Source organism: Pseudoalteromonas tunicata (assembly GCF_002310815.1).
GTDB classification, from domain to species: Bacteria; Pseudomonadota; Gammaproteobacteria; order Enterobacterales; family Alteromonadaceae; genus Pseudoalteromonas; species Pseudoalteromonas tunicata.
In genome coordinates this window covers 689,314-712,546 of record NZ_CP011033.1, presented here as the reverse complement: position 1 = coordinate 712,546, position 23,233 = coordinate 689,314, and the positions used below count along the sequence as shown (strand labels likewise).

Annotated in this window: 23 protein-coding genes, 1 pseudogene and 1 riboswitch; of the genes and pseudogenes, 11 read left to right on the top strand and 13 right to left on the bottom strand. The window is 40.0% G+C overall.

What is annotated here, in order from left to right:
* Positions 1-227: 227 nt before the first annotated feature.
* Both udp and PTUN_RS20495 read left to right on the top strand, forming a co-directional pair.
* The gene (gene udp, locus PTUN_RS20500; protein ID WP_009836794.1) at positions 228-989 is read left to right on the top strand and encodes a uridine phosphorylase; all 762 of its coding nucleotides are present in this window, start codon (positions 228-230) and stop codon (positions 987-989) included.
* Between the two features lie 57 nt (positions 990-1,046).
* A complete protein-coding gene (locus tag PTUN_RS20495) occupies positions 1,047-1,889 on the top strand; it encodes a GGDEF domain-containing protein (RefSeq protein WP_009836795.1) in 843 nt (280 codons plus the stop codon).
* On the opposite strand, the gene cdd is transcribed toward PTUN_RS20495, so the two are convergent.
* The 4 genes and pseudogenes from cdd to ppc form a co-directional block, all read right to left on the bottom strand.
* Positions 1,873-2,802 carry a cytidine deaminase gene (cdd, locus tag PTUN_RS20490; protein ID WP_009836796.1) on the bottom strand — a complete coding sequence of 310 codons (930 nt, stop codon included), beginning with the start codon at positions 2,800-2,802 and terminating at the stop codon, positions 1,873-1,875. The genes PTUN_RS20495 and cdd overlap by 17 nt on opposite strands.
* Before the next feature lie 63 nt (positions 2,803-2,865).
* Positions 2,866-3,237, bottom strand: coding sequence for a hypothetical protein (locus PTUN_RS20485; RefSeq protein ID WP_009836797.1), 372 nt, complete (start codon positions 3,235-3,237; stop codon positions 2,866-2,868).
* Between the two features lie 69 nt (positions 3,238-3,306).
* Positions 3,307-3,390, bottom strand: a riboswitch (cyclic di-GMP riboswitch).
* 278 nt (positions 3,391-3,668) lie between these two features.
* Positions 3,669-4,031, bottom strand: a pseudogene (locus PTUN_RS20480) (methionine-R-sulfoxide reductase); the annotation flags it as partial.
* A 90-nt stretch (positions 4,032-4,121) separates the two neighbouring features.
* The gene (gene ppc, locus PTUN_RS20475; RefSeq protein ID WP_009836799.1) at positions 4,122-6,743 is read right to left on the bottom strand and encodes a phosphoenolpyruvate carboxylase; all 2,622 of its coding nucleotides are present in this window, start codon (positions 6,741-6,743) and stop codon (positions 4,122-4,124) included.
* Between the two features lie 149 nt (positions 6,744-6,892).
* Here ppc and PTUN_RS20470 point away from each other — a divergent pair, with 149 nt between their 5' ends.
* From PTUN_RS20470 to ybaK, 4 genes are all read left to right on the top strand, one after another.
* Entirely contained in the window at positions 6,893-7,327 is a 435-nt protein-coding gene (locus PTUN_RS20470; RefSeq protein ID WP_009836801.1) for a thiol-disulfide oxidoreductase DCC family protein, read from the top strand.
* The gene (locus PTUN_RS20465; protein ID WP_009836802.1) at positions 7,320-8,060 is read left to right on the top strand and encodes an SDR family NAD(P)-dependent oxidoreductase; all 741 of its coding nucleotides are present in this window, start codon (positions 7,320-7,322) and stop codon (positions 8,058-8,060) included. The genes PTUN_RS20470 and PTUN_RS20465 overlap by 8 nt, the downstream gene beginning before the upstream one ends.
* 16 nt (positions 8,061-8,076) lie before the next feature.
* Positions 8,077-8,727, top strand: a complete 651-nt coding sequence (locus PTUN_RS20460; RefSeq protein ID WP_009836803.1) for a flavin reductase family protein — start codon at positions 8,077-8,079, stop codon at positions 8,725-8,727.
* 85 nt (positions 8,728-8,812) lie between these two features.
* The gene (gene ybaK, locus PTUN_RS20455; RefSeq protein ID WP_009836804.1) at positions 8,813-9,280 is read left to right on the top strand and encodes a Cys-tRNA(Pro) deacylase; all 468 of its coding nucleotides are present in this window, start codon (positions 8,813-8,815) and stop codon (positions 9,278-9,280) included.
* Between the two features lie 10 nt (positions 9,281-9,290).
* Here ybaK and PTUN_RS20450 read toward each other — a convergent pair whose 3' ends face one another.
* On the bottom strand, positions 9,291-10,115 hold the full coding sequence (locus PTUN_RS20450) for a hypothetical protein (protein WP_009836805.1): 825 nt from the start codon (positions 10,113-10,115) through the stop codon (positions 9,291-9,293).
* Positions 10,116-10,312: 197 nt separating this feature from the next.
* On the opposite strand from PTUN_RS20450, the gene PTUN_RS20445 reads away from it, so the two are divergent.
* Complete coding sequence (locus PTUN_RS20445; protein ID WP_009836806.1) at positions 10,313-11,602, top strand: alpha/beta fold hydrolase; 1,290 nt, start codon at positions 10,313-10,315, stop codon at positions 11,600-11,602.
* Between the two features lie 33 nt (positions 11,603-11,635).
* Here the strand turns inward: PTUN_RS20445 and PTUN_RS20440 are convergent, their stop codons facing one another.
* From PTUN_RS20440 to PTUN_RS20430, 3 genes are read right to left on the bottom strand one after another with little or no spacing between them, the layout of a single operon-like run.
* The gene (locus PTUN_RS20440) at positions 11,636-12,031 is read right to left on the bottom strand and encodes a GFA family protein (protein WP_009836807.1); all 396 of its coding nucleotides are present in this window, start codon (positions 12,029-12,031) and stop codon (positions 11,636-11,638) included.
* A 26-nt stretch (positions 12,032-12,057) separates the two neighbouring features.
* The gene (locus PTUN_RS20435; protein ID WP_009836808.1) at positions 12,058-12,498 is read right to left on the bottom strand and encodes a GNAT family N-acetyltransferase; all 441 of its coding nucleotides are present in this window, start codon (positions 12,496-12,498) and stop codon (positions 12,058-12,060) included.
* 33 nt (positions 12,499-12,531) lie between these two features.
* The gene (locus PTUN_RS20430; RefSeq protein WP_009836809.1) at positions 12,532-13,134 is read right to left on the bottom strand and encodes a LysE family translocator; all 603 of its coding nucleotides are present in this window, start codon (positions 13,132-13,134) and stop codon (positions 12,532-12,534) included.
* Positions 13,135-13,236: 102 nt separating this feature from the next.
* On the opposite strand from PTUN_RS20430, the gene PTUN_RS20425 reads away from it, so the two are divergent.
* The gene (locus PTUN_RS20425) at positions 13,237-14,619 is read left to right on the top strand and encodes an aminotransferase-like domain-containing protein (protein WP_040643446.1); all 1,383 of its coding nucleotides are present in this window, start codon (positions 13,237-13,239) and stop codon (positions 14,617-14,619) included.
* Between the two features lie 131 nt (positions 14,620-14,750).
* Here PTUN_RS20425 and PTUN_RS20420 read toward each other — a convergent pair whose 3' ends face one another.
* Together PTUN_RS20420 and PTUN_RS20415 are read right to left on the bottom strand one after the other, a co-directional pair.
* Complete coding sequence (locus tag PTUN_RS20420) at positions 14,751-15,299, bottom strand: cytochrome b (RefSeq protein WP_009836811.1); 549 nt, start codon at positions 15,297-15,299, stop codon at positions 14,751-14,753.
* 140 nt (positions 15,300-15,439) lie between these two features.
* A complete protein-coding gene (locus PTUN_RS20415; RefSeq protein WP_009836812.1) occupies positions 15,440-16,450 on the bottom strand; it encodes an AraC family transcriptional regulator in 1,011 nt (336 codons plus the stop codon).
* Between the two features lie 106 nt (positions 16,451-16,556).
* Between PTUN_RS20415 and PTUN_RS20410 the strand changes: the two genes are divergently transcribed.
* Both PTUN_RS20410 and PTUN_RS20405 read left to right on the top strand, forming a co-directional pair.
* Positions 16,557-16,964 carry an SRPBCC family protein gene (locus PTUN_RS20410; protein ID WP_050760000.1) on the top strand — a complete coding sequence of 136 codons (408 nt, stop codon included), beginning with the start codon at positions 16,557-16,559 and terminating at the stop codon, positions 16,962-16,964.
* Complete coding sequence (locus PTUN_RS20405; RefSeq protein ID WP_009836814.1) at positions 16,954-17,790, top strand: sterol desaturase family protein; 837 nt, start codon at positions 16,954-16,956, stop codon at positions 17,788-17,790. Before PTUN_RS20410 ends, PTUN_RS20405 begins: the two co-directional genes overlap by 11 nt.
* A gap of 18 nt (positions 17,791-17,808) precedes the next feature.
* Here the strand turns inward: PTUN_RS20405 and PTUN_RS20400 are convergent, their stop codons facing one another.
* The gene (locus PTUN_RS20400) at positions 17,809-18,267 is read right to left on the bottom strand and encodes a methyltransferase family protein (protein ID WP_009836815.1); all 459 of its coding nucleotides are present in this window, start codon (positions 18,265-18,267) and stop codon (positions 17,809-17,811) included.
* 80 nt (positions 18,268-18,347) lie between these two features.
* Here PTUN_RS20400 and PTUN_RS20395 point away from each other — a divergent pair, with 80 nt between their 5' ends.
* Complete coding sequence (locus PTUN_RS20395) at positions 18,348-19,190, top strand: hypothetical protein (protein WP_040643447.1); 843 nt, start codon at positions 18,348-18,350, stop codon at positions 19,188-19,190.
* On the opposite strand, the gene PTUN_RS20390 is transcribed toward PTUN_RS20395, so the two are convergent.
* Positions 19,183-20,751 (bottom strand): tetratricopeptide repeat-containing sulfotransferase family protein, encoded by a 1,569-nt coding sequence (locus PTUN_RS20390; protein ID WP_009836817.1) that lies wholly within the window; start codon positions 20,749-20,751, stop codon positions 19,183-19,185. The genes PTUN_RS20395 and PTUN_RS20390 overlap by 8 nt on opposite strands.
* Positions 20,752-20,820: 69 nt before the next feature.
* Positions 20,821-23,223 carry a TonB-dependent receptor gene (locus tag PTUN_RS20385; RefSeq protein ID WP_009836818.1) on the bottom strand — a complete coding sequence of 801 codons (2,403 nt, stop codon included), beginning with the start codon at positions 23,221-23,223 and terminating at the stop codon, positions 20,821-20,823.
* Between the last annotated feature and the right edge of the window lie 10 nt (positions 23,224-23,233).

Below are 23,233 nucleotides of genomic sequence, written 5' to 3'. Positions count from 1 at the left end.
TAAATTTTTAATTTTTTAAGGCGGACAAAGGTCCTGTACTCAATACGAGCTTGCTTTTAAAAGTAAGGGTCTAATAGGAACGTTGTTTATCATTTTTATTTAACGAGCCTAAAATATAATCAAACACACTGTTTTTGTTTTTACAGCAGGCCTTATAGGCTGCTTTGTCTTTTAAAAAATAGTGTTACACAATCAATCAACCCCATGACAACCATTAAGGGCTTAGAATGAAAACGGTTTTTCACTTAGGTTTAACCCAACACGATATTGAAGGCGCAACCCTTGCCATTATTCCTGGTTGCCCAGATCGCGCAGGACGCATCGCAGCACAACTTGAGCATTCGCGCTGCTTAGTGAAAACTCGCGAGTTTCACGCCTATATTGGTGTATTGGCATCAAAACCTATTATTGTCTGCTCAACAGGCATTGGTGGGCCATCAACTTCGATAGCAGTTGAAGAACTAGCGCAACTTGGGATCCGTACTTTTTTGCGTATTGGTACAACGGGTGCAATTCAGCCTCATATCAATGAGGGTGATATCTTAATCAGCCAAGCATCAGTCAGACTCGATGGCGCAAGCCAGCATTTTGCGCCGCTATCTTTTCCTGCGGTATCTGACTTTTTTACCACTCAAGCAATGGTAAAAGCGTGTGAGTCACTCAATATTGCTTATCACATAGGGATCACCGCTTCATCTGATACCTTTTATCCTGGTCAAGAGCGTTACGACACTTTTTCAGGTTATGTGCCAAAGAACTTCCAAGGAAGCTGCGAAGAGTGGCAAAAATTGGGCGTAATGAATTATGAAATGGAATCGGCAACATTATTTACTATGTGCGCAGCTCTTGGATTAAAAGCGGCATGTGTCGCAGGTGTATTGGTCAATCGTACTCGCCAAGAAATTCCAAATGTTGATCATCATGAAATTGAAGTAAAAAGTGTCGCGGTTGTTATTGAGGCAGCTAAGATACTTTTAAACAATCAATAATTAACACTTAAATTGCCGCTATACTCATTACACTTTCAAAAAGTTTAAGTTGAGCTAATGAGTAAGTGGCATTTACATACCTTAGTATGGCTAAGTTTATTAATCGCAATATTTCTATCAGTGCAACAAAAGGTGAACTGGGCCCAATACGAAGAAATCATTTGGTTTGGCATTTACCTATCATTTTTTATCGAAATTTGTGCCTGCGTTAAAAAACCATTCTTTATATTTTCATTTTCAGTCTTTAGCTTTGGCTTAATCCTTGATATTTTAGACTCATTTTTATTAGATATGAGTCCTTTATTTAATTTACTTGATACCCCCATTAAACATGTCGGTTTAATATTACTGTGCTATTGCCTGCTTAAGATTGCTAAAAGTAGGTTAAATAAAATTAAACAATTACATAGCGAAATTAACCAACGAATTAAACTTGAAAAAGAGCTGCGCTTTTTAGCCTACCATGATGAGTTAACCGGTTTATTTAACCGAAGAGCTTTTTTTGAGCACTACGAACTTAAGCAATTTAACCAAGCTTTTTTATATTACTTTGATTTAAATAACTTTAAGCATGCTAATGATAAATATGGCCACAATATCGGTGATGAAATATTAGTGTTATTTTCCAGCTCCCTTAATACACTTTACCCGAATGACTCAGCCTATCGCCTTGGTGGCGATGAATTTGTTTTAATTACAGATATTGCGATTGAAGATATGTCGGTTTTTAAAACCTTGCTTGATAAACCACTATTAAAATATATGGTTTCGGTGAGTGTCGGATGCCATCAAATTCAAGAAGATGATGACCCCGATCACGCATTACATTTAGCCGATCAACACATGTATTTAGATAAAGAAGAACATAGAAATAGCTTTATTGTTAAGCTACTTGATTAACGTCATTCTTTTGGGCTGTTTCTAATGCCACAAAGTAAAGTGGTACGTTAAAATCAAAGCTATCAAGTACAGCTTTTGCAACACCCGTTTGATTTTCAGCCCCTTTCATTTGGGCAAGATATACAGCTTTAATGGTCTCACTATCAAAACTCTGACCCGATAAAATCAATTGGCTTATTGCACTTTGTAAAGGCGATAAACTTGGACTATAAGCTGCATTTTCAGCATAGCGGCCATAGTATTTACTCCCGTCTTGGCAAACAATCATGCAACTGGCGTAATTTTTAGTATAAGGCACATAACTTTGCTCAGCATGGCTGACCAATTGCGGTACTTTAAATTCGGTGTCAACCACACAAAGGCGTGCAACTCGACTGTTTAAAAAAGATTCGTGATTACCTAAATCAGTTGGGCCAAACGAGCGCGGTAAAAACTCAGTAAAAGCAATTAGTTCGCCACCTAATAAAATGGTGATGTCACTCGATTGATTTAACTCATTAATAAACTGACGGCAGTAACCACATGGCGCATCGGTAATGGCCAATACGCTAATTGTTTTTTCACCGTTAAGCCACGCCGTATTAAGGGCAGCTTGCTCGGCATGAACAACCAAACTTAATGCCTGATGGTTAAACTCCAAATTTGCACCAAAATACAATGCCCCAAAACCATTGATCTGCTCGCCAACTGCAATAGCACCGACATAAAATTCAGATATGGGAGGTTTCGCAAATGTTGCAGCTATCGGAAGTAACGCTTCAAGTAATTGAAGAAAAGTACATTGGTATTGCTGCATTAAACGTTCAACATCAACTCGCGGTAAAACACCGCGCTGCTGCGTGATAGTTGAGATCAGTTCATCTTGTTGTTCTAAGATTGCCACCGTCAAAGACTGTGAATTGAGTTGGCTCATAAGTTGTTGTCATTTTTTTTATGGCCGCACAGTGTATGTAATTTTTTGACGAAATTAAACCTCTTATGCGGCTTTTTCTAACCAAATTTTTGCTTGTTCAAAACATTCAAAGTTTTCGGCGTTTAACGCGAATCGTTTCGCATTTTGAATCAATAAATCGTGCAAATAACCATCAAATCCAACCACACGGGCTAACTTAAAATCTTTTAATACATGTTTTATCGCTAAAATAACATCAATGACTTCAACTGCGGCATAACGATGACGCAATTCAGTCACATCTACTAGCAACTTTCGACAATGACGTTCGTTAGCATAATTAATAATTAAATGATAATTGTTGATTACATCTGTGGAAGTGGCGCTGCCAGTTAGTTTTACTAACACTAAATCAAGTGATGAGTCGTAACTAATGCTGGTAATAATCTCGGACATCTTTGCTCAACCTTTTTAACTACAAAATCTGGGAATTGGCAAATACAAAGAAATTTCAAATACGTATGCTTTGGTAGTTCAGCCATCATAGGTTTCCCCTTAGATCTGTAACTTTGCGTGACTACTTTTTCAAGTGGCTTGCCTTTGACTTGCGCGGTTATAATACCGACAAAAGAATTAGAGTCAATACTCTAAACAGTAAAAAAGAGTGAGTTAATAAATCAATAACAAACCACTGCGTTAAAAATTACAGTATTGTCACACCGGGTGAGCTGTATATGCATATAAAGCTTATTTTAACTAAAATAGAATTCTTTAGAGCATAAGTTACACATTTATAACCCTTAACTTGAATGCTATAAACGTGTAACAGTTAAGATAATAAATTATCCGATCGGTCTTTACTCTGAAAGTATATCGGGGCTTTGTATATCAGCGCTAATAAAGGTCATCGAAACTGAATTAACACAATGGCGAATATTTTTTTCAGTCAAAAGTTCGCCCTCAAATACATGGCCTAAATGACCTTGGCAGTTAGCACACACAATTTCAACTCTGCGGCCATCGGCATCAGGCACTCGTGCGACTGCCCCTTCGATTTCATCATCAAAACTTGGCCAACCACAATGGGATGAAAACTTATGTTCTGAACGATAAAGCGGTGCATTACAGCGTTTACAGCAATAATGTCCTTGTACAAAAAAATCATTGTATTGTCCGCTAAAAGGGCGCTCAGTCCCTTTTTCTTCAATAACATATCTCTCGAATTCATCTAGCGTATTAAATTTACTCATTAAGCCCCCAAATAATTACTCGAAAGTGGCAAACATAATTAATCCAAATACTGAAAAACGACTTTATAGCTGCCACTAAAATAAAAATACTTAACCGGTATTGCGCATCCCCGCTGCAATGCCTGCCATAGTGATCATTAATGCTTGATTCACTTCGCAGCCTTCAGCTAACGATTCACGCCTTGCGCGGCGCAATAACTCTACTTGCAATACATTTAATGGGTCAGTATACGGATTTCGCAGCTCAATGGATTGCTGCACCCAAGGTTGAGCAGCTAATAAAACGCCATTTTGGCAATATCCACGCACCAGCTCTACCGCTGCGGTTAATTCGCTGCGCAATGTTTCACCCAATGGTTGCAATTCTTTAGGCACTAAGTGATGGTCGTAATGCTCACTCAACCAAGTATCGGCTTTACAAAATACCATTTCGAGCATTTCAATTCGAGTACGGAAAAATGGCCATTGTTTGTTCATTTGCGCGAGTACATCTGGGCCAAATTGTTTTTCAGCAGCCACTAAGCCCGCGGCCGCGCCTAACCACGCAGGCAACATTAAGCGGTTTTGACTCCAAGCAAAAATCCACGGAATAGCGCGTAAACTTTCAACTCCACCATTGGCTTTGCGTTTGGCAGGGCGCGAGCCAAGTGGTAATTGAGCAAGCTCTTGCTCTGGCGTTGCAGCTCTAAAATAAGGCACAAAATCTTGGTGTTCACGCACTATCGCCCGATAATGCTCGCACGATACGGCGCTTATAACGGCCATGACTTCTTGCCATTTTGCTTGTGGCTCTGGCGGCGGCAGCAGGTTATTTTCAAGCACAGCGCCGGCATATAAGCTTAAGCTTTGCTGCGCAACTTGCGGCAAACCAAATGTAAAGCGGATCATTTCGCCTTGCTCTGTAACACGTAAGCCTGATTTTAAAGAACCCGGTGGTTGCGAGCGAAGCGCTTGCGCTGCAGGTGCACCACCACGACCCACTGTACCGCCACGGCCATGAAATAAAATAAGTTCAATGTCTTGCTGCTCACTAAACTGAACCAGTTTATCCATCGCTTCATACTGTGCCCAACCGGCAGCCATCATACCTGCATCTTTAGCTGAATCAGAATAACCAATCATCACATACTGTTGGTTTTTAACATGATTTTTATACCAAGGTTCATTAAAGAGTGTTTCGATGACCGCAGGTCCCGCATTTAAGTCATCTAACGTTTCAAACAAGGGCGCCACAGGTAAAACATAAGGGCAGCCTGCTTCTTTTAACAATAAATGGACAGCGAGTACATCTGATGCTTTTCGGGCCATCGAAATAATATAAATACCAAAGCGTTCTTGTGATGTCTCAGCAATCACTTTACACGTATCAATTACCTCTTGAACATCGCTGCTAGGTTGCCAATTGCGCGGAATAAGAGGTCGCTTCGATTGCAGTTCGGTTAATAAAAACGTTTGTTTTTGTTGCTCAGACCAAGCGTTGTAATCGCCAATTGCCAAATAGTCTGTTAGCTCAGCAAAGACTTGACTGTGTCTGTCTGAGTCTTGACGAATATCAAGCTTAGTTAAATACAAGCCAAAACAATGTATTCGACGCAATACATCCAGCAGTAGTCCATCAGCAATGACCCCCATTTTTGAATGGTGCAACGAACGATAACATGCTTCAAGCGGTTGTTTTAATTGGTCAATACTTGTAATAATATCTTTTGCATCGCTGCTATGACCTTTAATTTTTGCGGTTAAGTGATGCTCTGTTTCTCTTAGTTGGTCGCGTAGCTGACTAATCACAAAACGATAAGGTTCATGGGCATGCCCCGTCAATTCACCAAGTTCACTATCGCATTGATTCATCGAAAGTTCAGCGCTCAATTTGTCTATATCGCGTAAATATAAGTTAATCGCCATCCAACGACCCAAATCAAGCACTTCTTTGGTGACTTTAGCCGTTACAAATGGGTTTCCATCTCGGTCACCGCCCATCCAAGAAGTAAATACAATCGGGTTGTAATCAAGTGGTAATGAAAACTTAAATTTATGATCGACTAAGTCTGTAAATTCTCTTAAAAAGTCTGGCACAGCTTGCCACAGGCTATTTTCAATCACAGCAAATCCCCACTTGGCTTCATCTACTGGAGTTGGGCGTTGCTGGCGAATTTCATTGGTATGCCACGCTTGGCAAATGAGTTGCTCAATGCGATTTAATAAAATAGCTTGTTCACTTGGCAACAAACTATCAAGCTCAAGAGCAACCAAGCAATCGTTTAATTCTCGATGTTTATTTACCAAAGTACGGCGCGTAATCTCAGTTGGGTGCGCTGTTAGTACTAAATCTACTTTTAAATTAACTATGGCTTGCTGTACTGCATCAGCACTGACATTGCTGGCTGCTATAGTATTGAGTGAATCAAGTAATGGATGGTTATTGGCTTCATTTTGCCGTGAAATAGTATGAAATTGTTCGGCTACATTAGCGAGATTTAAAAATTGATTAAAGGCACGGGCAACTGGAAGTAACTCAGCATCGGTTAGTTGATGTAGCAAATCAATCAATTCATGGCGACTTTGGCCATCACCACTGCGAGAGGCTTTAGACAATGCTCGAATTTGCTCCACTTTAGCTAAAATAGCGTCACCCTGTGCAGCTTTGATTGTTTGACCTAATAATTGTCCTAATAAATTTACATTTGATTTTAACGCGCTGTAATTACTCATGGAAATTCCTAAACTTGCCAATGATAAACTGCAACCAAACTACCTAGCTATGGACCAATCTACAAGGGGGATGAAAAAATATCACGTTAAAGTGAATTTTTTTGTCTACTGCGTCGTATAGTGAAGCATGCTTCTTCTGTTGATTTTTTATGACTCAATTAACCGTATTTTATGATGGTACTTGCCCACTGTGTGTTGCTGAAATGGATCGCCTGCGTGAGCTTAATGGGCAAAATAAATTACACTTTGCCGACATCTACATGCCTGATTTTGAAAAACAGTACCCTTCAATTGATGTTGTAGCCGCAAATTTAATTTTGCATGCGCAATGGCAAGATGGCTCAATGATTTATGGCTTAGATGTTACTGTTGCTGCATGGCAACAAGTTAACAAGCATAAGTGGCTAAAAATACTTCGGTTTCCTGTGATAAAGCCACTTGCTGATTGGGTTTATTTGTTTTTTGCCAAAAACAGGTATTCAATTTCAAAATTAATACTCGGGCAATCTCGCTGTACTTCTAATAGCTGTGAATTACCAAAAAATAACGTGGCAGCAAACAATAAGAGGCCCTCAGATGACTGAGCAAAGTAGAAATAACCTTGCTGTATTAATCATTGGTGCAAGCAGTGCTATTGGACAAGCCATGATTGAGAAATATCAATCAAACCTACAGATAAGCACTATCATCAGCATTAGCCAGTGCGCAATCAATTACGCAAACACAGACAAGATAAGCCATTTTGTCAGCGATTATTCGGAGCGGTCAGTGTGTGACATAATTGATGAACTCAATGACTGGCAAGGAAAAATTTCTGAAGTCATTATTTGTAATGGTCAATTACACTCTAATAACATTCAACCAGAAAAACGCTTGGAAGATATTGATTTTGCCGCAATGGCAGCACTGTTCGAAATTAATACGTTGGTCCCACTTCGCTGGATTAAGCATTTACTCACCCTATGCCAAGGTACAGCTCCTTGCAAAATTGTGTGTTTAAGTGCGCGAGTTGGTAGCATAGGCGATAACCAACTCGGTGGCTGGTATAGTTATAGGGCATCAAAAGCCGCCTTGAATATGGCACTTAAAACGGCAGCGGTTGAATACCAGCGCCGCGCTAAAAATATAAAGTTAATCGCCTTTCATCCAGGTACGACCGACACGCCACTGTCAAAGCCGTTTCAAAAAAACGTTAAACCTGAACAATTATTTACTCCACTCCAAGTCGCAGATTATCTTTGCACCATTTTGCAAAATTGTGAACTTGATGGCCAACTTGATTACCTAGATTGGGCGGGAAAACCCATTGCTTGGTAACGTATTTGAGAAAAATATGGAATTTTCACAACACGACTTACAACAACTCGATAAATCATTTCGCGCTCAACTCGTTAATAGCTTGTCGGGTTTTAAAAGTGCGAATTTATTAGGTAGCCAAAATAAGCTAGGGCAAACCAATTTAGCGATTATCAGTTCGGTATTTCATTTAGGTGCCGACCCCGCTTTGGTGGGTTTCATCATGCGGCCCCATTCAGTACCACGTCACAGCCTTGAAAATATTTTGGCTACCGGTTTTTACACCTTAAATCAGGTCAATAATGCTATTTGGCAGGCTGCCCACCAAACATCAGCCCGCTATGAAAGCGATGAGTCTGAATTTGATATGGTGGGTTTAACACCACAATACCTCAATGGTTTTGAAGCGCCCTTTGTTGAGCAGTGCCACATTAAATATGGGGTAGAGCTGCAAAGCACTCAAACTTTAGTTAATCAGACTGAACTTGTGATTGGTGAAATTAAACATATCTATTTACCCAACAATGCACTGATGGCTGATGGCTTTATCGATTTAGCCAGTGTCGGCACTGTTACGGTATCTGGGCTTGATTGTTATTCAACCACAACCCCTCTTTCACGCCTAAGTTATGCAAAGCCACATCAAGCAGTAAAACCGCTTGATGTTTCAGGCGATATTATAAAGTAATAACACGGCACCAATAATTAGGCCTTGACCTTCAAGATTAAAACACGTTTATTATCGTTAATTCTGAACAATAAGGCCTAAGTTTGTGACTCCTGCGGTACTGTTTGCGAAAAAAAACAACATTGAATTCACTCTTCATCAATATGAGCATGACCCACATCATCAATCATTTGGACTTGAAGCGGCTGAAAAACTAAACCTCGCTGCTTGCGAAGTCTTTAAAACCTTAGTGATTGAGCTCGATAATCACCAATTAGCTGTGGCTATTTTACCCGTAACCCATCAACTAAATTTAAAATTAGTAGCAAAAGCCCTTGGTATGAAAAAAGCCCAGATGGCCGAACCACAAAAAGTTGAACGAACAACCGGTTATGTGCTTGGTGGAGTTAGCCCTTTGGGACAAAAAAAACGCCTTTCAACTGTAATTGATAGCTCAGCACAGCAACTTGAAAGTCTGTACATCAGTGGCGGGCGCCGAGGATTAGAAATTCAACTCGCACCAAATGACCTGCAGCAGGTATTAAACGCTCAATTTGCTCCGCTATGCCAGTAAATCGCTATTTTTAGCGCAGCTCACTTAAAAACTGTTGATAAATTTCGCCAAAGGTTGCTTCTAAGGTTGAATCAATAAATTGAAGGTGAGTAAGATAAAATTGTTTATTTTCATAACTTTGGCTCAAAATTAAATTGATTTTTTCAATCAATTTAAGAGCCTCAGGACTCTTTTTGCACGCAATGTGCCCAGTAACAAAAGCATGGGCACCATCAACAGCAAAACTTTTTAATTGATGTTGTTCATTTAGCTTAATTTTATAATCGTTAAGCACTGTTTGGTATTCAAGCCAAAGATCGATCCGATTGGCGAATAACATTTTAGCCATGCGCTCCTCACTTTCTAAACCCTCTTTAACATATTTATTCTGTGGTGCAAGTTTACTGATCTCAAGATCAATTTGAGCACCATATGAACGCTCTTTATCAATGCCGATTATAAGGCGATTATTGGTGACGAATTCTGCCAGTGATATAGGTGATTGTGGGCTTTGGCTAAATAGCGAGCTTGCTCGGGGACTTAAATAAGCTTTTAACCCTAAAAAAAGTGTTTGTGGTTTTGAAAAGTAAAATTCAGTTTCACGCCAAGGATTACTCACTAAATTACGAATACAGACATTTTGCTCGAGATTGGCTAATTTTAAACTGCGCTCGACCCCGGCAAAACGCTGTACCAGATCGTAGTCCGGCAAAGCTGATGCAACAAGTGCAAACATACTTTGCTCCACCGACTTAGGGTCGTTTTCAGCAGCAGATGAATACACCACAAACTCTGTATTAGCTTGCAATGAAATGCTAGCTATTAATAAAACGACTGACAGAATCCCCTGTACCATTGTTGACCTTTGTTAAATAGTTAGAATCATCAAAGATTATAGTAGCGACTCTGATACAGAGTGCGAGCCTCTTTCGATAAAAACTTATTTTAATCAGTTAAATGGAAATTTTTACTTAACAATCTTGCATACAATATCAGGGAAATGCTTTACGATCTGTGCAATACAGCCTTAAATTATCAACCTGTAGGTACGTTATGACACTCCACTATTCATTAGCTGGCATTGATGTGATCAAACATCACTTTTCGCTAGCGCTTAATTACAATGAACCAAAGGCAGAGCAGATCACTGTGTTTGCCCGCGAATTAGTTGCAAAAGAACACCGTAATGCCAATTTACCTTTTTTAGTTTATTTTCAAGGCGGTCCCGGATTTGCAGCGCAACGTCCTATCGACAATAGTGGCTGGATTAAACGTGCGTTAACACAATTTAGGGTGTTATTACTCGACCAACGTGGCACCGGACTTTCGACCCCAGTTAATTATTTGAGCTTGGCACATTTAACCCCACGCGAACAAGCCGATTATTTAAGTCATTTTCGGGCAGACAATATCATCAATGATGCGATTGCGATTAAAAAAAAGTTGAGCCCTCTGCAACCGTGGAGTATTTTGGGCCAATCGTTTGGTGGTTTTTGTGTATTCCATTATTTGTGCCGAGCCCCAGAAGATTTAGCACAAGCGTTTATCACCGGCGGGATCCCACCTATAAATTCAAGCCCTTTAGAAGTGTATCAGCACACCTTTGCCCGTGTTAAAAGCAAAAATGAGGCTTTTTTCAAACGTTTTGCTGATGCGCAAACTCTGATCAGCGAATTAACCGCTTATATCAGTGAAAATCCAGTTATTTTAGCCAGCGGTGAACAATTAAGTATTGAGATGTTACAAAGTTTAGGTATTCATTTGGGCATGGAAAATGGCCCCGAAGAAGTGTATTACCTACTAGAGCAAGCCCTGATCAACACGGCGTCAGGGAAACAGATAAATCCTTTATTTTTAACTCAATTTAGCCACATGCTGGATTACAATACCAATCCGTTATTTGCTATTTTGCATGAAGCGATTTACTGCCAGCAGCTTTCTTCAAACTGGGCAGCAGAACAAATTAGAAGCAATTTAGATGAATTTCAATACCAGCCAGATAAACCTTTTTTATTTACTGGTGAAATGATTTTCCCTTGGTTTTTTGAGCAATTTAATAACCTAATGCCTCTTAAAGATTGTGCTGGTTTATTAGCAACTAAAACCGACTGGCCTATGTTATATGATTTATCAGTACTCAATAACAATAAAGTGCCTGTTGCAGCTGCGATTTACAGCGAAGATATGTATGTTGATATGAATTTGAGTTTAAACACTGCAAAACAAGTGGCAAATTTACAATATTGGCTAACATCACAATATGAACATAATGGGATCCGAATTGATGGTGAAGTCATTTTAGATAAGCTGATTGCACTTAATGCTGGTACTTGCTTACGCTAAAATGTGACACTTACTAACAAAAAAGCCTTACATTTAAGGCTTTTTTGTTTTGTGCGATAAGGTATGTGCGTGCTGCTCCCAATTTTGCCCATCAAAGGGCACGACTTGCATAGTGCTGACTGGATACTCATCTAAACAACGTACATTAACATCGATCCCGTCAGGATTAGAGCGGGGAATATAAAACGGTTTGATCCCACATGTTTTACAAAAATAATGTTGAGCAACGCCGGTATTAAAGGTGTAGGTGCTCAGCAGCTCTTTATCTGTTTGCAGTTCAAACTGTGCGTTGGGCACAATTAAATGCAAAAAACCACTTTTAGTGCAGATTGAACAATTGCAATCTTCAATTTGCGCATCAACAGCAGCTGACACCACAAAACGAATAGCACCGCAATGACAACCACCTTTAAACTGATTTAATAACATCTGTTTATCTCAAAAATGAATAAAGGTTAACTATAAATAGTTGTGCGATGCAGAGCCATTAAATTTTGTGGTTGCTCGGCTTGTGTAAAACCAAACTGCTGATAAAGCCCATGTGCATCAGAGGTACATAACATAAACCGTCTTAATCCTTGTAGATTCTTATGCCGAAGTATATTTGCTATCAACTGCTTACTGATCCCCAACCCGCGATAACCCTCCAGCACAAATACATCAGCTAAATAAGCAAAAGTACTGAAATCAGAAATCACACGCGCAAACGCAATTTGTTGCTGCCCAATAAATGCACCAAAACACAATGAATGCTTTAGTGATTGCTCAACCAAAGAATCGCTTATTCCCAAAGCCCAATAAGAGCGGGTTAAATAGCCATGAATAACAGCTAACTGCATATCATTAGGGTTATCGCTGTACCAAATGGTATCGGTTTGATTTACTTCACAATTCATAATACCTCCTTCTTAAATTTAGACTCAAAATGCTTAAACAAAAATCAAGCCAATGGTTATGAATGTACAAGCCGCCAAAAAACAATTGAATCTATGTTTGGCAACCGGTGTAGCCAGTAAGCGACTTACTGCCACGCCAAAGAGTGTCCAGCCAATATTTGTTAGCAACCCCACCACACTAAACACTGCACACGCTTGTAAAACGGAGTACCAATACAAATGATTGGGTAAACTGAACGCACTGATACAGGAAAGCACCATTAAAATCGATTTAGGATTTATAAATTGCACAGCCATACCATGAACAAAACCGAGTGGGTTTACAGGTAACTTAGCATCTAATTGGGAGGTGGTTTTAATTAATTTAATTGCTAACCAAAATAAATAAACAGCTCCAATACATTTAAGTACCTGCAAGCTATGAGGAAACAATTCAACCAAACCAGCCACCCCCATACTCATTAAGGCAAACAGTAATACAATGCCCATTCGGATCCCGGCAATAAACCCCAAAGCACTTTTTAACCCATACTCAGAACCGAGTAAGGTCAGCATCACATTATTGGGTCCAGGGGTTGCTGTGGCTGAAATACTAAAGAGCATCAGCGGCAATAATAAAGCGATAAGTTCGTTCATAAGCACCAAATTGTACGCATACAATTTAAAATAAAAGATACAATTACACTAAAATTGATGCTATATAAGCGAGTAAATTACCGCAACAGTTTTATTGTACTCATGACAATTTTGGATTTGGACTTTTTAACAGCGAAGGGCGCAAAATATTTACAAGTGGCCAACGCGATTAGCAATGCAATTACCCACGGTCAACTTAAGAGTGAGGCAAAGTTGCCGCCACAACGGATATTAGCGTATAAGCTCAAGGTTACTGTTGGGACAATTACCAGAGCCTACAAAGAGCTAGAACGACGCGGTTGTGTGATCACAAAAGTAGGCAGTGGCACATTTGTAAAACCGATGACACCTCACCCTGCTCTCTTAAGCACAGTTAACCATGCTCAATTTGATTTGCGCAGTGCCAATGCCCCTAACATTAATCAACTCACTTTGTTGCAACAAGGCTTAATCGATATTGCGAATGATCCAACAACATTGCTGCAGTGTTTAAACTATCAACCCGAAATTGCATTTTCATCACAGCGTCAGCGGCTTGCCTGTTGGCTTGAGCTACAAAAAATCCACTGCCAAGAGCAACAGGTACTATTCACTTATGGTGGCCAACATGCGGTTACCTTAACGCTGCAAACCCTTTGTCGTGCGGGCGATACGGTATTGTGTGAAGGATTAACCTTTGCAGGTTTCAGTGCCACTTGCCAAATACTTCAGCTTAAAGTAATTGGTTTAGCAATGGATCATGAAGGGGTCACCATCGATGCACTCACCAGTGCAATTAAACAAAGCCATCCCAGAGTGCTTTACCTCACACCTCAAGTGCAAAACCCAACCTGCAGCCAGCTAACTTTCGAACGACGCCTGCAAATAGTAGCTTTGTGCCAACGTCACAACATTACGATTATTGAAGACGATGTGCAGTTTTTGCCTGCAAAATTAAAACAACCTCCCTTTTATCAACTTGCGCCAGAACTGACGGTGTATATTAGTAGCTTTTCAAAGTCCTTTAGTGGTGGATTACGCATTGGTTTTTTAGTGACCACACCAGAGCTGAGAGAGAAAATGCGCCTCACCTTAAAAGCCAATTGCTGGACACTGCCCCCGCTTCAAATCGAGTTATTTTGTCGATGGCTTGAGCAAGGCAAAATTGATGAATTAGCTAACTCCATTGAGCAAGAAATGACGGTTCGCCATCAGATAGCCAAAGAGATTCTGGCCGATTACCAAATAACGACACAAATAGGGGGGTATAATCTGTGGCTGACTTTACCCACACATTGGCGAGCGGTTGATTTTGAACGCTTTGCTGAAAAAAATCATGTGCTAGTGCGCGCCGCTGAATCCTTTGCCATAGGCCGTTTTAATGCACCTCAAGCAATTCGTATTAGTTTATGTGCCGCGCAAAATCATGATGTCTTACGCCAATCACTCAATGCATTAAAAGCCTGCTTGAGCAGTTCTATAAGTCATCAAGATGTTGTTATTTAAGTTAAAACTATTATGAGATAGCCGAACAATTCAAAGTTTAAGCTATTTAACCTCAGTACTTGAAATAGATTTATTAACCCATATTGAGGTTATTTGTCGCTTGGTATTATCCAAGCGACGGGTACTCTTTGCTAGTCGCGTTGAGGCAGCATGCGAGCTAAGGTATTGTCTTTAAAGAAGTAATGGTGCGCTAATGCCGCAAATGCATGTAAAGCAATTAAACCATAGCCAATTTGGCCGAAAGTCTGATGAATGTCTTCAATATCATGTGCAAGCGCTTTATCTGGGGCAATAAGAGCTGGCAATTCCAAACCAAAAAATGGAATAACCTTACCTTCGCCACTTAAAATCAGCCAACCGCCAATTGGCATCAAAATCATTAATAGATATAACAATCCATGGACGACTTTACTTAACAACATTTGATAACGTGGTAACTCTGGTGCAATAGCAGGTGTGGTTTGAGTGACCTTGAGCGCGAGTCGTAACCACATTAAAAAGAAGACCGACAATCCCAGCATAAAATGCCAGTGTTTAAATGCATTTCGCAGCTCCGTCCCTCGCTCAAATAACTCTCGTAACTCGATTGAGGCATATACCGCAACCATAAGTAATGCCATGAGCCAATGTAAGCCAATTGATAAGGCACCAAAGCGTGTGGAATTATTTTTATATTGCATATCTAACCTTAATTATCGTGTTCAAACTTTATCCGTTACTCAGCTTAACGCGTTAAATCAACATTATCCTAGCGCCAAATCAAAGAAATCGTATTTAATGGTATCTAAGTACTAAAATAGCCGTTTCTTAACATATAACGTCAGTAACTTATTTGTGATTGCGCTTGTAGCTGCTTTTTGTAAATTGAAGGTTTACAGCCATACCAACGTAAAAAAGCACGATTAAATGAACTTTGCTCATTAAAACCAAGTTCGGCTGCCACAGCGCCCAATTTATATTTTTGCATTAATTGCTCACAACGCCGCTTGCGCTCTTGATCAAGTAATAGCGCATAACTGGTATTTTCTTGCTGAAGGCGTCTTTGTAAAGTGCGAGGCGTAAAATTTAAAGCGGCTGCAATTCGCTCTTGATTAAGGCCTAATAAATCGGTTTTACTCATCAAAATACTGAGTAATCGCTGAGCAACGGTTTGTTTACTATGAAGTTGATTTAGCTGTTCAAGGGATAATTGCTTGAGCACCTGATGCATCATCGGATTATCACTTGCAAAATGTAAATCAAGATACGCCAATGGAAAGTCTATTTGATTAAATTCACAATTGGTTTTTACAGGACACTTAAACCAAGCGGCAAGCTGCGCGCAATCGGGTTCACTCAGAGTATGTACCAGCTGTAATTGCAATGGTGTTAATGATGGATTTATCAGTTTGCGCACCACAGCAACCCAAGCAGTCATATTGCGAAGTACCGTTTGTTTACAGAGCTGATTATAAGGCGTCCAGCGAATACTCGCTTTGTGATGATCCTGTAAATACTGCGCTTTACCAATATCTGCAACCAAGCTGTCGTATTGTAATAAAGCAGTAATGGCATTTTGCAAAGTATCACTTGATTCAACAAGATAACCAAGTACTCCATAATCTGCAGTGCGGATTTCTTGGCCTAAATAAAAACCAAATAAGCTTTGTCCTGTAAGTGATTCGCCAAGCTGCAGTAATGCTTGATAATGTGCTACCGAGACACGACTGCCTTTGGCTAATGTATCAAACTCGCTAAAATTGATAGCAGCCAAACATTCGTGTTTATCTACATTATTCAGAGCGAGATAACTGAGCACACTACTAAAATAAAGATCAGAGGTCGTCGTCATACATTGTCGCCTAAAGACAAAATTTTGTCGTTTCCCCCCAAGTCTGCCAGTTATCAATCCAGTATGCTAGTCAATAATCAGCGAAAATAGGATGCAGTGGGTTCGAATGATTAACATTTTTATAACTATGCCATTTGCTTGCCAAGCAATAGTTGTCATCGATACATTAAAAGATCACGCACAGTTGGGCCGTTTTTTTAATGCCAAATTTAAGTGCCTTACATCACCGAATCAAGAAATACGCAGGCAAGTGACCTTAAGAGGCCATACTTTTATTGAAAAAATCGATTTTTCTGACGCACATACTATTGAATATCACATTGAAGGCCAAGGCCCGGTTAAAAATCACCAAGCGCGTATTTGGGCAACGCCTTTGACAACAGGCTGCCAGCTTCATTATTCAATCCAATGTCAGGCATTAAATTGGCAACCAAGTTGGTTAGTTAAGCTCATTATAAAACACGATATCAGCCGTGCTTTAGCTAAATTAAGAGCGTACTGCGATGGCCGTTGAACTAATTTTATTGGCGCTAAGCCCCATTTTTTTACTGTTTATTGGACTGGAAATCTTAAAATATAAGCACTTTTACGATTTAAAAGATTCTGTTGCCAATATTGTACTTGCCCTGACGCATCAAGCCACTGATGCACTGGCATTGTTGTTATTAATGCCTGTTTTTTATTGGCTCCATCAATATGCGTTTTTTGAAATTAGCTTCTCGTTTATCAACTTAGTTATTGCCTTTGTGATCCAGGATTTTTTATATTATTGGTTTCATCGCGCTTCCCATCACATTCAGTGGTTTTGGGCTGCGCATGTCGTTCATCACAGTTCAAAAAAAATGAATTTCACTACCGCATTTAGGCAAAGTTTTTTTTATCCGTTAGTGGGTATGTGGTTATTTTGGCTACCGATGATCTTAATTGGCTATGACCCAAAATTAGTGTTTGCTGTTGTTGCTATAAACCTTGGGTTTCAGTTTTTTGTTCATACACAAGTTGTCAATAAATTAGGTTGGCTGGAACTCATTTTTAATACTCCTTCTCATCACCGTGTTCATCACGCGGTTAATCAAGGTTATATCGATAAAAATTTTGCAGGAGTATTAATCATTTGGGATAAGTTATTTGGTACTTATGCCCAAGAACAAGCCAATGTCACCATTCGCTATGGCATTATAGGCGCATGCGACAGCACCAACCCTTGGGCCATCTGCATGCAACAATGGCGGCTCATTGGGCAACAACTGCAGCAAGAAAAGGGTGTGCATAATAAATTGAAGGTTTTTATCCGTTATCCACGCCATGAAATCAAAGAAACGAGCACTGACGCATCATAATTTTGACCATGAATTGCTTTAAATCCATGGTCTAACACGTTGCATATAATCGCTATACACTTGGCCAAAATGATTCAGTAACATTCGTTGTTCTGGAATAATTTGAAAACGATGGATATAAACCACAAAAATCACGGTACCAATTAAGGTATAAAGGTTGGTTAAGAAACAGCTTTGCGCCAACAATATGAGCGCAAAACCTAAATACATGGGGTTACGGGTAAAACGATAAATGCCAAACGTAACCAGCTCTGTGGTTTGACTGGGATCGTTAGGCTGCATTGTAGTTTGAGCTTGCTTAAACTGCCATGCACCAACAAGGGGTAACCCAAGGCCGCAAAGCAATAAACCTGGCCACATAAAATAAAGCACAGTGGTAAAATGGGTAGCTGGAAAATAATAGGCAAGAACACCATTGATAAACGCACAGCATAATAATACTAGCAAAGGGTAAATTTTTAACTCAAGTACAGCCATTTATCTTCCTTTAATCGCAGGCACAGCGCCGTTTTTAGACCTACACTTTAAATGCCTTTGACTGTAAGATGAAGTGTTTTATGCATTACTTTTTCCTGCTCACTATTTTAATTGTCATGGAGACATTTTCTACCCACGCAAGAAGCGCTGACCTTGACCCGATTGAGATCAAAATTGTGTCTGATGTGCTTCGTATCGAGCCACATGTTAAGCCTGAGATGAATTTTTCTACCTTGTTATTTTTAAATCAACAAATGCATCCACAATTTAACATTAGTTTTATCCCTGCGAGCCGTTTACGTGAGTGGCGTGAATTAGAAACACAGCCGGATGTCTGTTTATACAACAAAGTGAAAAACCCAGCACGCGAGCCCTTTGCATATTTTAGCCAATTACCTATGACTGCTTTTCCTCCGCAGCGCCTTGTAACATCACCATCGTTTAATTTGCCTTTAACGGTCAATTTAGAACAAGCGATTAATGATTATGGTTTACTTATTGGTGTAATTGAGGGGCGCTCTTATGGTAAGCACATTGATGATTTTTTAATGACGCATAAAGAGCAATTTTTATGGCTTGCAGGTAAGGACTCTGCTTCGCGTTTACGCGAAATGCTTCGTAAACACAAGGTGGATGCTGTGATTGAATATTCTGCGACATTTATCGATGAAAATAGTAAAGATAAAACCAACTTTAGCTTTCATCAGCTGTATGAAGCGCAAGAAAGTGTGCTTGGTTTTATTGCTTGCGCCAAATCGCCCATCGGTAAAAAAGCCATCACAGCATACAACCGCTTACTTACACAGCCCCAAAATCAACAATATATTATTGATGCACATAAAAATGCGTCTTTTGGTAATGAGGCGCAGTTTATCGCTGCGGCACTAACTGGGCTTTATCGGGCAAAACCGGCTATTAAATAAGAGAGTGCTCATTAAAAAATGCTTCAAGCTCATCGGTATAGGGCTTAAATTTTTTCCAACGCCCAATCGATTTATCGTTAATGGGTTCTCGTACTTGCATTTTACTCGCTGTAGAAACTGGCGCCTGATTTAAGTGAAAATTTAAACAGGAGTCTTGCCAAGGTAAATTACAGTACGCCAGCAAATCCCGTGTTACTTTCTCAGGTTCGGCCACCAGCGATTCATAACGCACTATTTTTACCGCATCACTGTGCACCGTTTGCCAATGGCATATTAGCTGATGAAACTGCTGGTAAAACCGTGCAGTGGTCATTAAATCAAGGGAATAAGCATAATACGGGTTATTAATGGTAAACAATTGGCGAAAATTACCAATACAGGTATCGAGTGGATCACGTAATAAACAAATAATTTTAGCGTTTGGTAGTGCTTTACGAATTAAATCAACGTAATAGAAGTTAAAGGGTAGTTTATCAATAAAATGAGCGCTGTCGCCTGTTACAACACGCGTTGCAGCTAAATACCTCTCGCCCATTTGTTTAAAATCGGCCAAATAAGCCTGACTTATCGTATCACAATCAAGTACCGAGCTACTTGGAGTATTGGCAAGTTGTTTCACAATTAAACCAAAATCTTGGCGCTCTCCAGCTGAAGTAACCTCTGAGTGACTCGATAAAATCCGTTCAACTAAGGTGGTGCCTGAGCGAGGCATGCCCAAAATAAAAATAGGCTCATGGCTTTCACATCCAATGTGAGATGTTTGCTGGTTCAAGCCACTCAGTTGTTTAATGTGCGCAAACAAAGCATTTGCGCTTTTTTCATCAAAAGGTTGCTGTTGCCATTTCGCTTGTTTTGCATCGTACAAGGCTTTAAAAGCTGCGTGATAATGACCAATATCTTGGTATTCTTTTGCCAGCGCATGACCTAAATGTAATTGTGCATCAGGATGAATCGCCGCTATAAAAGCACTTGTTAAACGCTCAATATGATTATTTTTTGCTGTGACTTTAATTAAATCAGCGAGGGCAAAATGGGTTTGATGATGCTTAGGGTTAAGGCTCAGCGCTTGCTCAAATACGAGTTCAGCCAGACTAAAATCACCCATAAATTTTGCACACACCCCAAGGTTATAATAAAACTGTGCATTGCTTGATTGCAGCGTCACTGCTTTTTTAAAAAAAGGCATCGCTGCTTGATAAAGTCCTATTTGTGTCAACGTCACCCCAAGAGTATCGGCAATGATCCCCGTCGGCACGTTATCGATAGTAATTGATAGCGCTATTTTTTTAGCCTCGATAGTTTGACCATTCAAAGCATAACATTTTGCTAAATGTGCTAAATATTCAATCGTTTGATTAAAGCCGAGTGCTTTTTCAATCAAGCTAATGGCTTTTTTTATTTGCCCAACCTGCACATTCACCATCGCTAATAAAAAATAGCCATCCGCGTGCTTTGGGTCGAGGGTAACTAAATTAACCAGTAAAGTGTGAGCTTGGCGAATATCACCCGCTTGTAACGCTTTTAGTGCATGTTGATGAAGTATTGCAGCAGAGTGTGGCATATAACATCTTATTTAATTTATAAAAAAGCCCAAACTCAGTTTGGGCTTTTAGCTTAACGCATGATGGGATTAAAGTTCAAATTGATAATTAAACTTAATACCCACAGTTAAAGGTCGGTTGATATAATGACCATAGTTACGTTGGATTTCAGCACCATTTGCAGTGGTTATATCAGCCACATCACGGCGCACAGATGTATAAGTATATTTATCAAACAAATTATTAACGTAAACCGTTGCCGACCAAACATCAGCAGTTACTTTCGCTGAAATATTGCTCAAGCCATATCCTGGTAACGTTTCTCCGTTGGCATGCAAACCCAATTTAGAAATTGAATCACTTTGCGCAGTAAACCCATAGTTGATATCAAGGGTTTTATCTTCATATAAATCGGTTTGATAATTCACCCCTAATGAAAACTGGTTTTCTGGCGAACCCGGCAATCTGTCACCATCCACACCGCCATCGGTGCCGTCAGTATTAAACAAATATGGCGCATCAGATGTTAATTGAACTTTAGTGTAAGCGTAGGTCGCATACGCAGTGATTGAGTCAGTAAGCATCGCACGTGATGAAATTTCTATGCCTTTGGCATTGGCTGTACCGGCATTTGATGTATAGGGTAACTGCCCTACCACGGTCGCGCCAGCAATTTGCGCATCATCCCAATCCACGTTAAACAAGGCCGCATTAAAGTGAACTCGATTTTTTAACCATGTACTTTTAAAACCAACTTCATAATTTGTGGTGGTATCGGCGGTATAAAGCATTTCAGCGGGTTGACCACAGCCAATTTGTTTATCTGGTAGTGGGTCTGGACATGGCGCTAAACCATTTGACCCCCCAATTCGAAAACCTTCACTGACAGTCAAATACGCCATTACCGTATCACTTAATTGATAATTAGCGTTAAATTTGAATAAATTTCCGTTATCTGAGGCACTTATCTCTTTAAAGTTGAGTGAAATGTCATTGACCCCCGCTCCTGAAAAAAGCGTATTGGCCAGAGGGAAATCAACAGCAGACTCTGAATTTACTTCGTATTCATACAAACGGGCACCGACTGTAACGGTAAGCTCTTCAGTGAAAGCATACGAGACTTCCCCGAAAATGGCTTGTTCTGTCACATCGCTGCGATCTACCGAGTAATATTCTAGATTATCAGGGCGAGCTTGCTCACCATCAAAGTTTTCAACAGCAAACTCACCAAACCCAGGGGTAAACTCTTTACTGGTTGAATCACTTTCAAAGCTGTTATAAAAACCACCCACAATCCAACTGAGTGGCGAATCACCTTGTGACACTAAACGGATTTCTTGCGTAAACGTCTCTTCTTCTTGCTCTTCACGGGTAAAAGCAGAAAATGAAGGAAATTCTTCGTAGCCATAATCAAGACGAATTAATAAGTCTGTTTGATCTCGTTGCCCAACCGCCTCGAAACTTGAAAAACCAGTGGCCGAAACAAGTTCAGCAAACCCTAAATCGGCTTTTAGTTCAAGGCTTAATAGCGAATCTTCTTTATCGCGCGGTTCATCATAGCGATAAGCCGATTCATATTTTCCAATCACTGAATTAAGGCCATTGCTTGGGTTAAGTGCATTGTGGTGCACAATTGACCGCCCTTCAGTGTCTTGTTTTTGATAAAAATAATTTAAAGTCGCATCGAGCCAATCTGTTGCTTTCCAACGCACAGATACCCGTCCTGTAGTTGTCGTTTCACCATTAGCGTCTGCCATTTTTTTGAAGTTATTAGCAAGGGCACTGCTGTCTGTCCAATCGATGTCTGGTTGCGATATGCCAGGCTCACGGACCACGTAATTGTAATCAACAAAGCCTGGGTCTTCATAAAAATTAAGGCTGGCGCGAATAGCAAGTTTTTCTTCAATTAGCGGTAAATTTACAATAAAACCTGTTTCACCACCTAAATTATTACTTTCTTTACCTTGGAATAAATCGCCATATACTTCTGCTGTCGTTAGGTCTAAATCCGGTGATTTAAGCATGTAGCGGATAGCACCGCCTAAGGTACCTGCGCCATATAACGTACCTTGTGGGCCAATAAGTACCTCAACTCGCTCTACATCAACCAAACGCATATCGATTGAAACCGGAATTTCACCAATATAAGTGGCTACTGTGCCGCCATCAGAACCTGGACCGGAAGAATTAGTATTTAAACCTCGCACGATAATTGGTGATCCTGAGCGCCCACCTTGGTCTGTAATTGTTAAACCAGGTACCCAACGAGCAATATCCGCAAGCTCACTGATATTTTGATCTTTCATCAAATCGGCATCTAAAGCTGTAATATTGAGCGGCGCTTCTTGTACTGAGCCACTTCTGCGCGTTGCGGTAATTTCAATGACTTCTAACGATTTCTCTTTATTAGCTCCAACCTCATCAGCCAATACTGATAAAGGTGAAGTAAGTGCAGCTGCAATCGCTAAAGTTAGCAAGCTAGGTTTGAACATAGTTTAAGCA

Excerpts from the sequence above, each read along its gene's own strand:
- udp (WP_009836794.1), top strand. The coding sequence starts at position 228 with ATGAAAACGGTTTTTCACTTAGGTTTAACCCAACACGATATTGAAGGC.
- PTUN_RS20495 (WP_009836795.1), top strand. The coding sequence starts at position 1,047 with ATGAGTAAGTGGCATTTACATACCTTAGTATGGCTAAGTTTATTAATC.
- cdd (WP_009836796.1), bottom strand. The coding sequence starts at position 2,802 with ATGAGCCAACTCAATTCACAGTCTTTGACGGTGGCAATCTTAGAACAA.
- PTUN_RS20485 (WP_009836797.1), bottom strand. The coding sequence starts at position 3,237 with ATGTCCGAGATTATTACCAGCATTAGTTACGACTCATCACTTGATTTA.
- ppc (WP_009836799.1), bottom strand. The coding sequence starts at position 6,743 with ATGAGTAATTACAGCGCGTTAAAATCAAATGTAAATTTATTAGGACAA.
- PTUN_RS20470 (WP_009836801.1), top strand. The coding sequence starts at position 6,893 with ATGACTCAATTAACCGTATTTTATGATGGTACTTGCCCACTGTGTGTT.
- PTUN_RS20465 (WP_009836802.1), top strand. The coding sequence starts at position 7,320 with ATGACTGAGCAAAGTAGAAATAACCTTGCTGTATTAATCATTGGTGCA.
- PTUN_RS20460 (WP_009836803.1), top strand. The coding sequence starts at position 8,077 with ATGGAATTTTCACAACACGACTTACAACAACTCGATAAATCATTTCGC.
- PTUN_RS20450 (WP_009836805.1), bottom strand. The coding sequence starts at position 10,115 with ATGGTACAGGGGATTCTGTCAGTCGTTTTATTAATAGCTAGCATTTCA.
- PTUN_RS20445 (WP_009836806.1), top strand. The coding sequence starts at position 10,313 with ATGACACTCCACTATTCATTAGCTGGCATTGATGTGATCAAACATCAC.
- PTUN_RS20440 (WP_009836807.1), bottom strand. The coding sequence starts at position 12,031 with ATGTTATTAAATCAGTTTAAAGGTGGTTGTCATTGCGGTGCTATTCGT.
- PTUN_RS20435 (WP_009836808.1), bottom strand. The coding sequence starts at position 12,498 with ATGAATTGTGAAGTAAATCAAACCGATACCATTTGGTACAGCGATAAC.
- PTUN_RS20430 (WP_009836809.1), bottom strand. The coding sequence starts at position 13,134 with ATGAACGAACTTATCGCTTTATTATTGCCGCTGATGCTCTTTAGTATT.
- PTUN_RS20425 (WP_040643446.1), top strand. The coding sequence starts at position 13,237 with ATGACAATTTTGGATTTGGACTTTTTAACAGCGAAGGGCGCAAAATAT.
- PTUN_RS20420 (WP_009836811.1), bottom strand. The coding sequence starts at position 15,299 with ATGCAATATAAAAATAATTCCACACGCTTTGGTGCCTTATCAATTGGC.
- PTUN_RS20415 (WP_009836812.1), bottom strand. The coding sequence starts at position 16,450 with ATGACGACGACCTCTGATCTTTATTTTAGTAGTGTGCTCAGTTATCTC.
- PTUN_RS20410 (WP_050760000.1), top strand. The coding sequence starts at position 16,557 with ATGATTAACATTTTTATAACTATGCCATTTGCTTGCCAAGCAATAGTT.
- PTUN_RS20405 (WP_009836814.1), top strand. The coding sequence starts at position 16,954 with ATGGCCGTTGAACTAATTTTATTGGCGCTAAGCCCCATTTTTTTACTG.
- PTUN_RS20400 (WP_009836815.1), bottom strand. The coding sequence starts at position 18,267 with ATGGCTGTACTTGAGTTAAAAATTTACCCTTTGCTAGTATTATTATGC.
- PTUN_RS20395 (WP_040643447.1), top strand. The coding sequence starts at position 18,348 with ATGCATTACTTTTTCCTGCTCACTATTTTAATTGTCATGGAGACATTT.
- PTUN_RS20390 (WP_009836817.1), bottom strand. The coding sequence starts at position 20,751 with ATGCCACACTCTGCTGCAATACTTCATCAACATGCACTAAAAGCGTTA.
- PTUN_RS20385 (WP_009836818.1), bottom strand. The coding sequence starts at position 23,223 with ATGTTCAAACCTAGCTTGCTAACTTTAGCGATTGCAGCTGCACTTACT.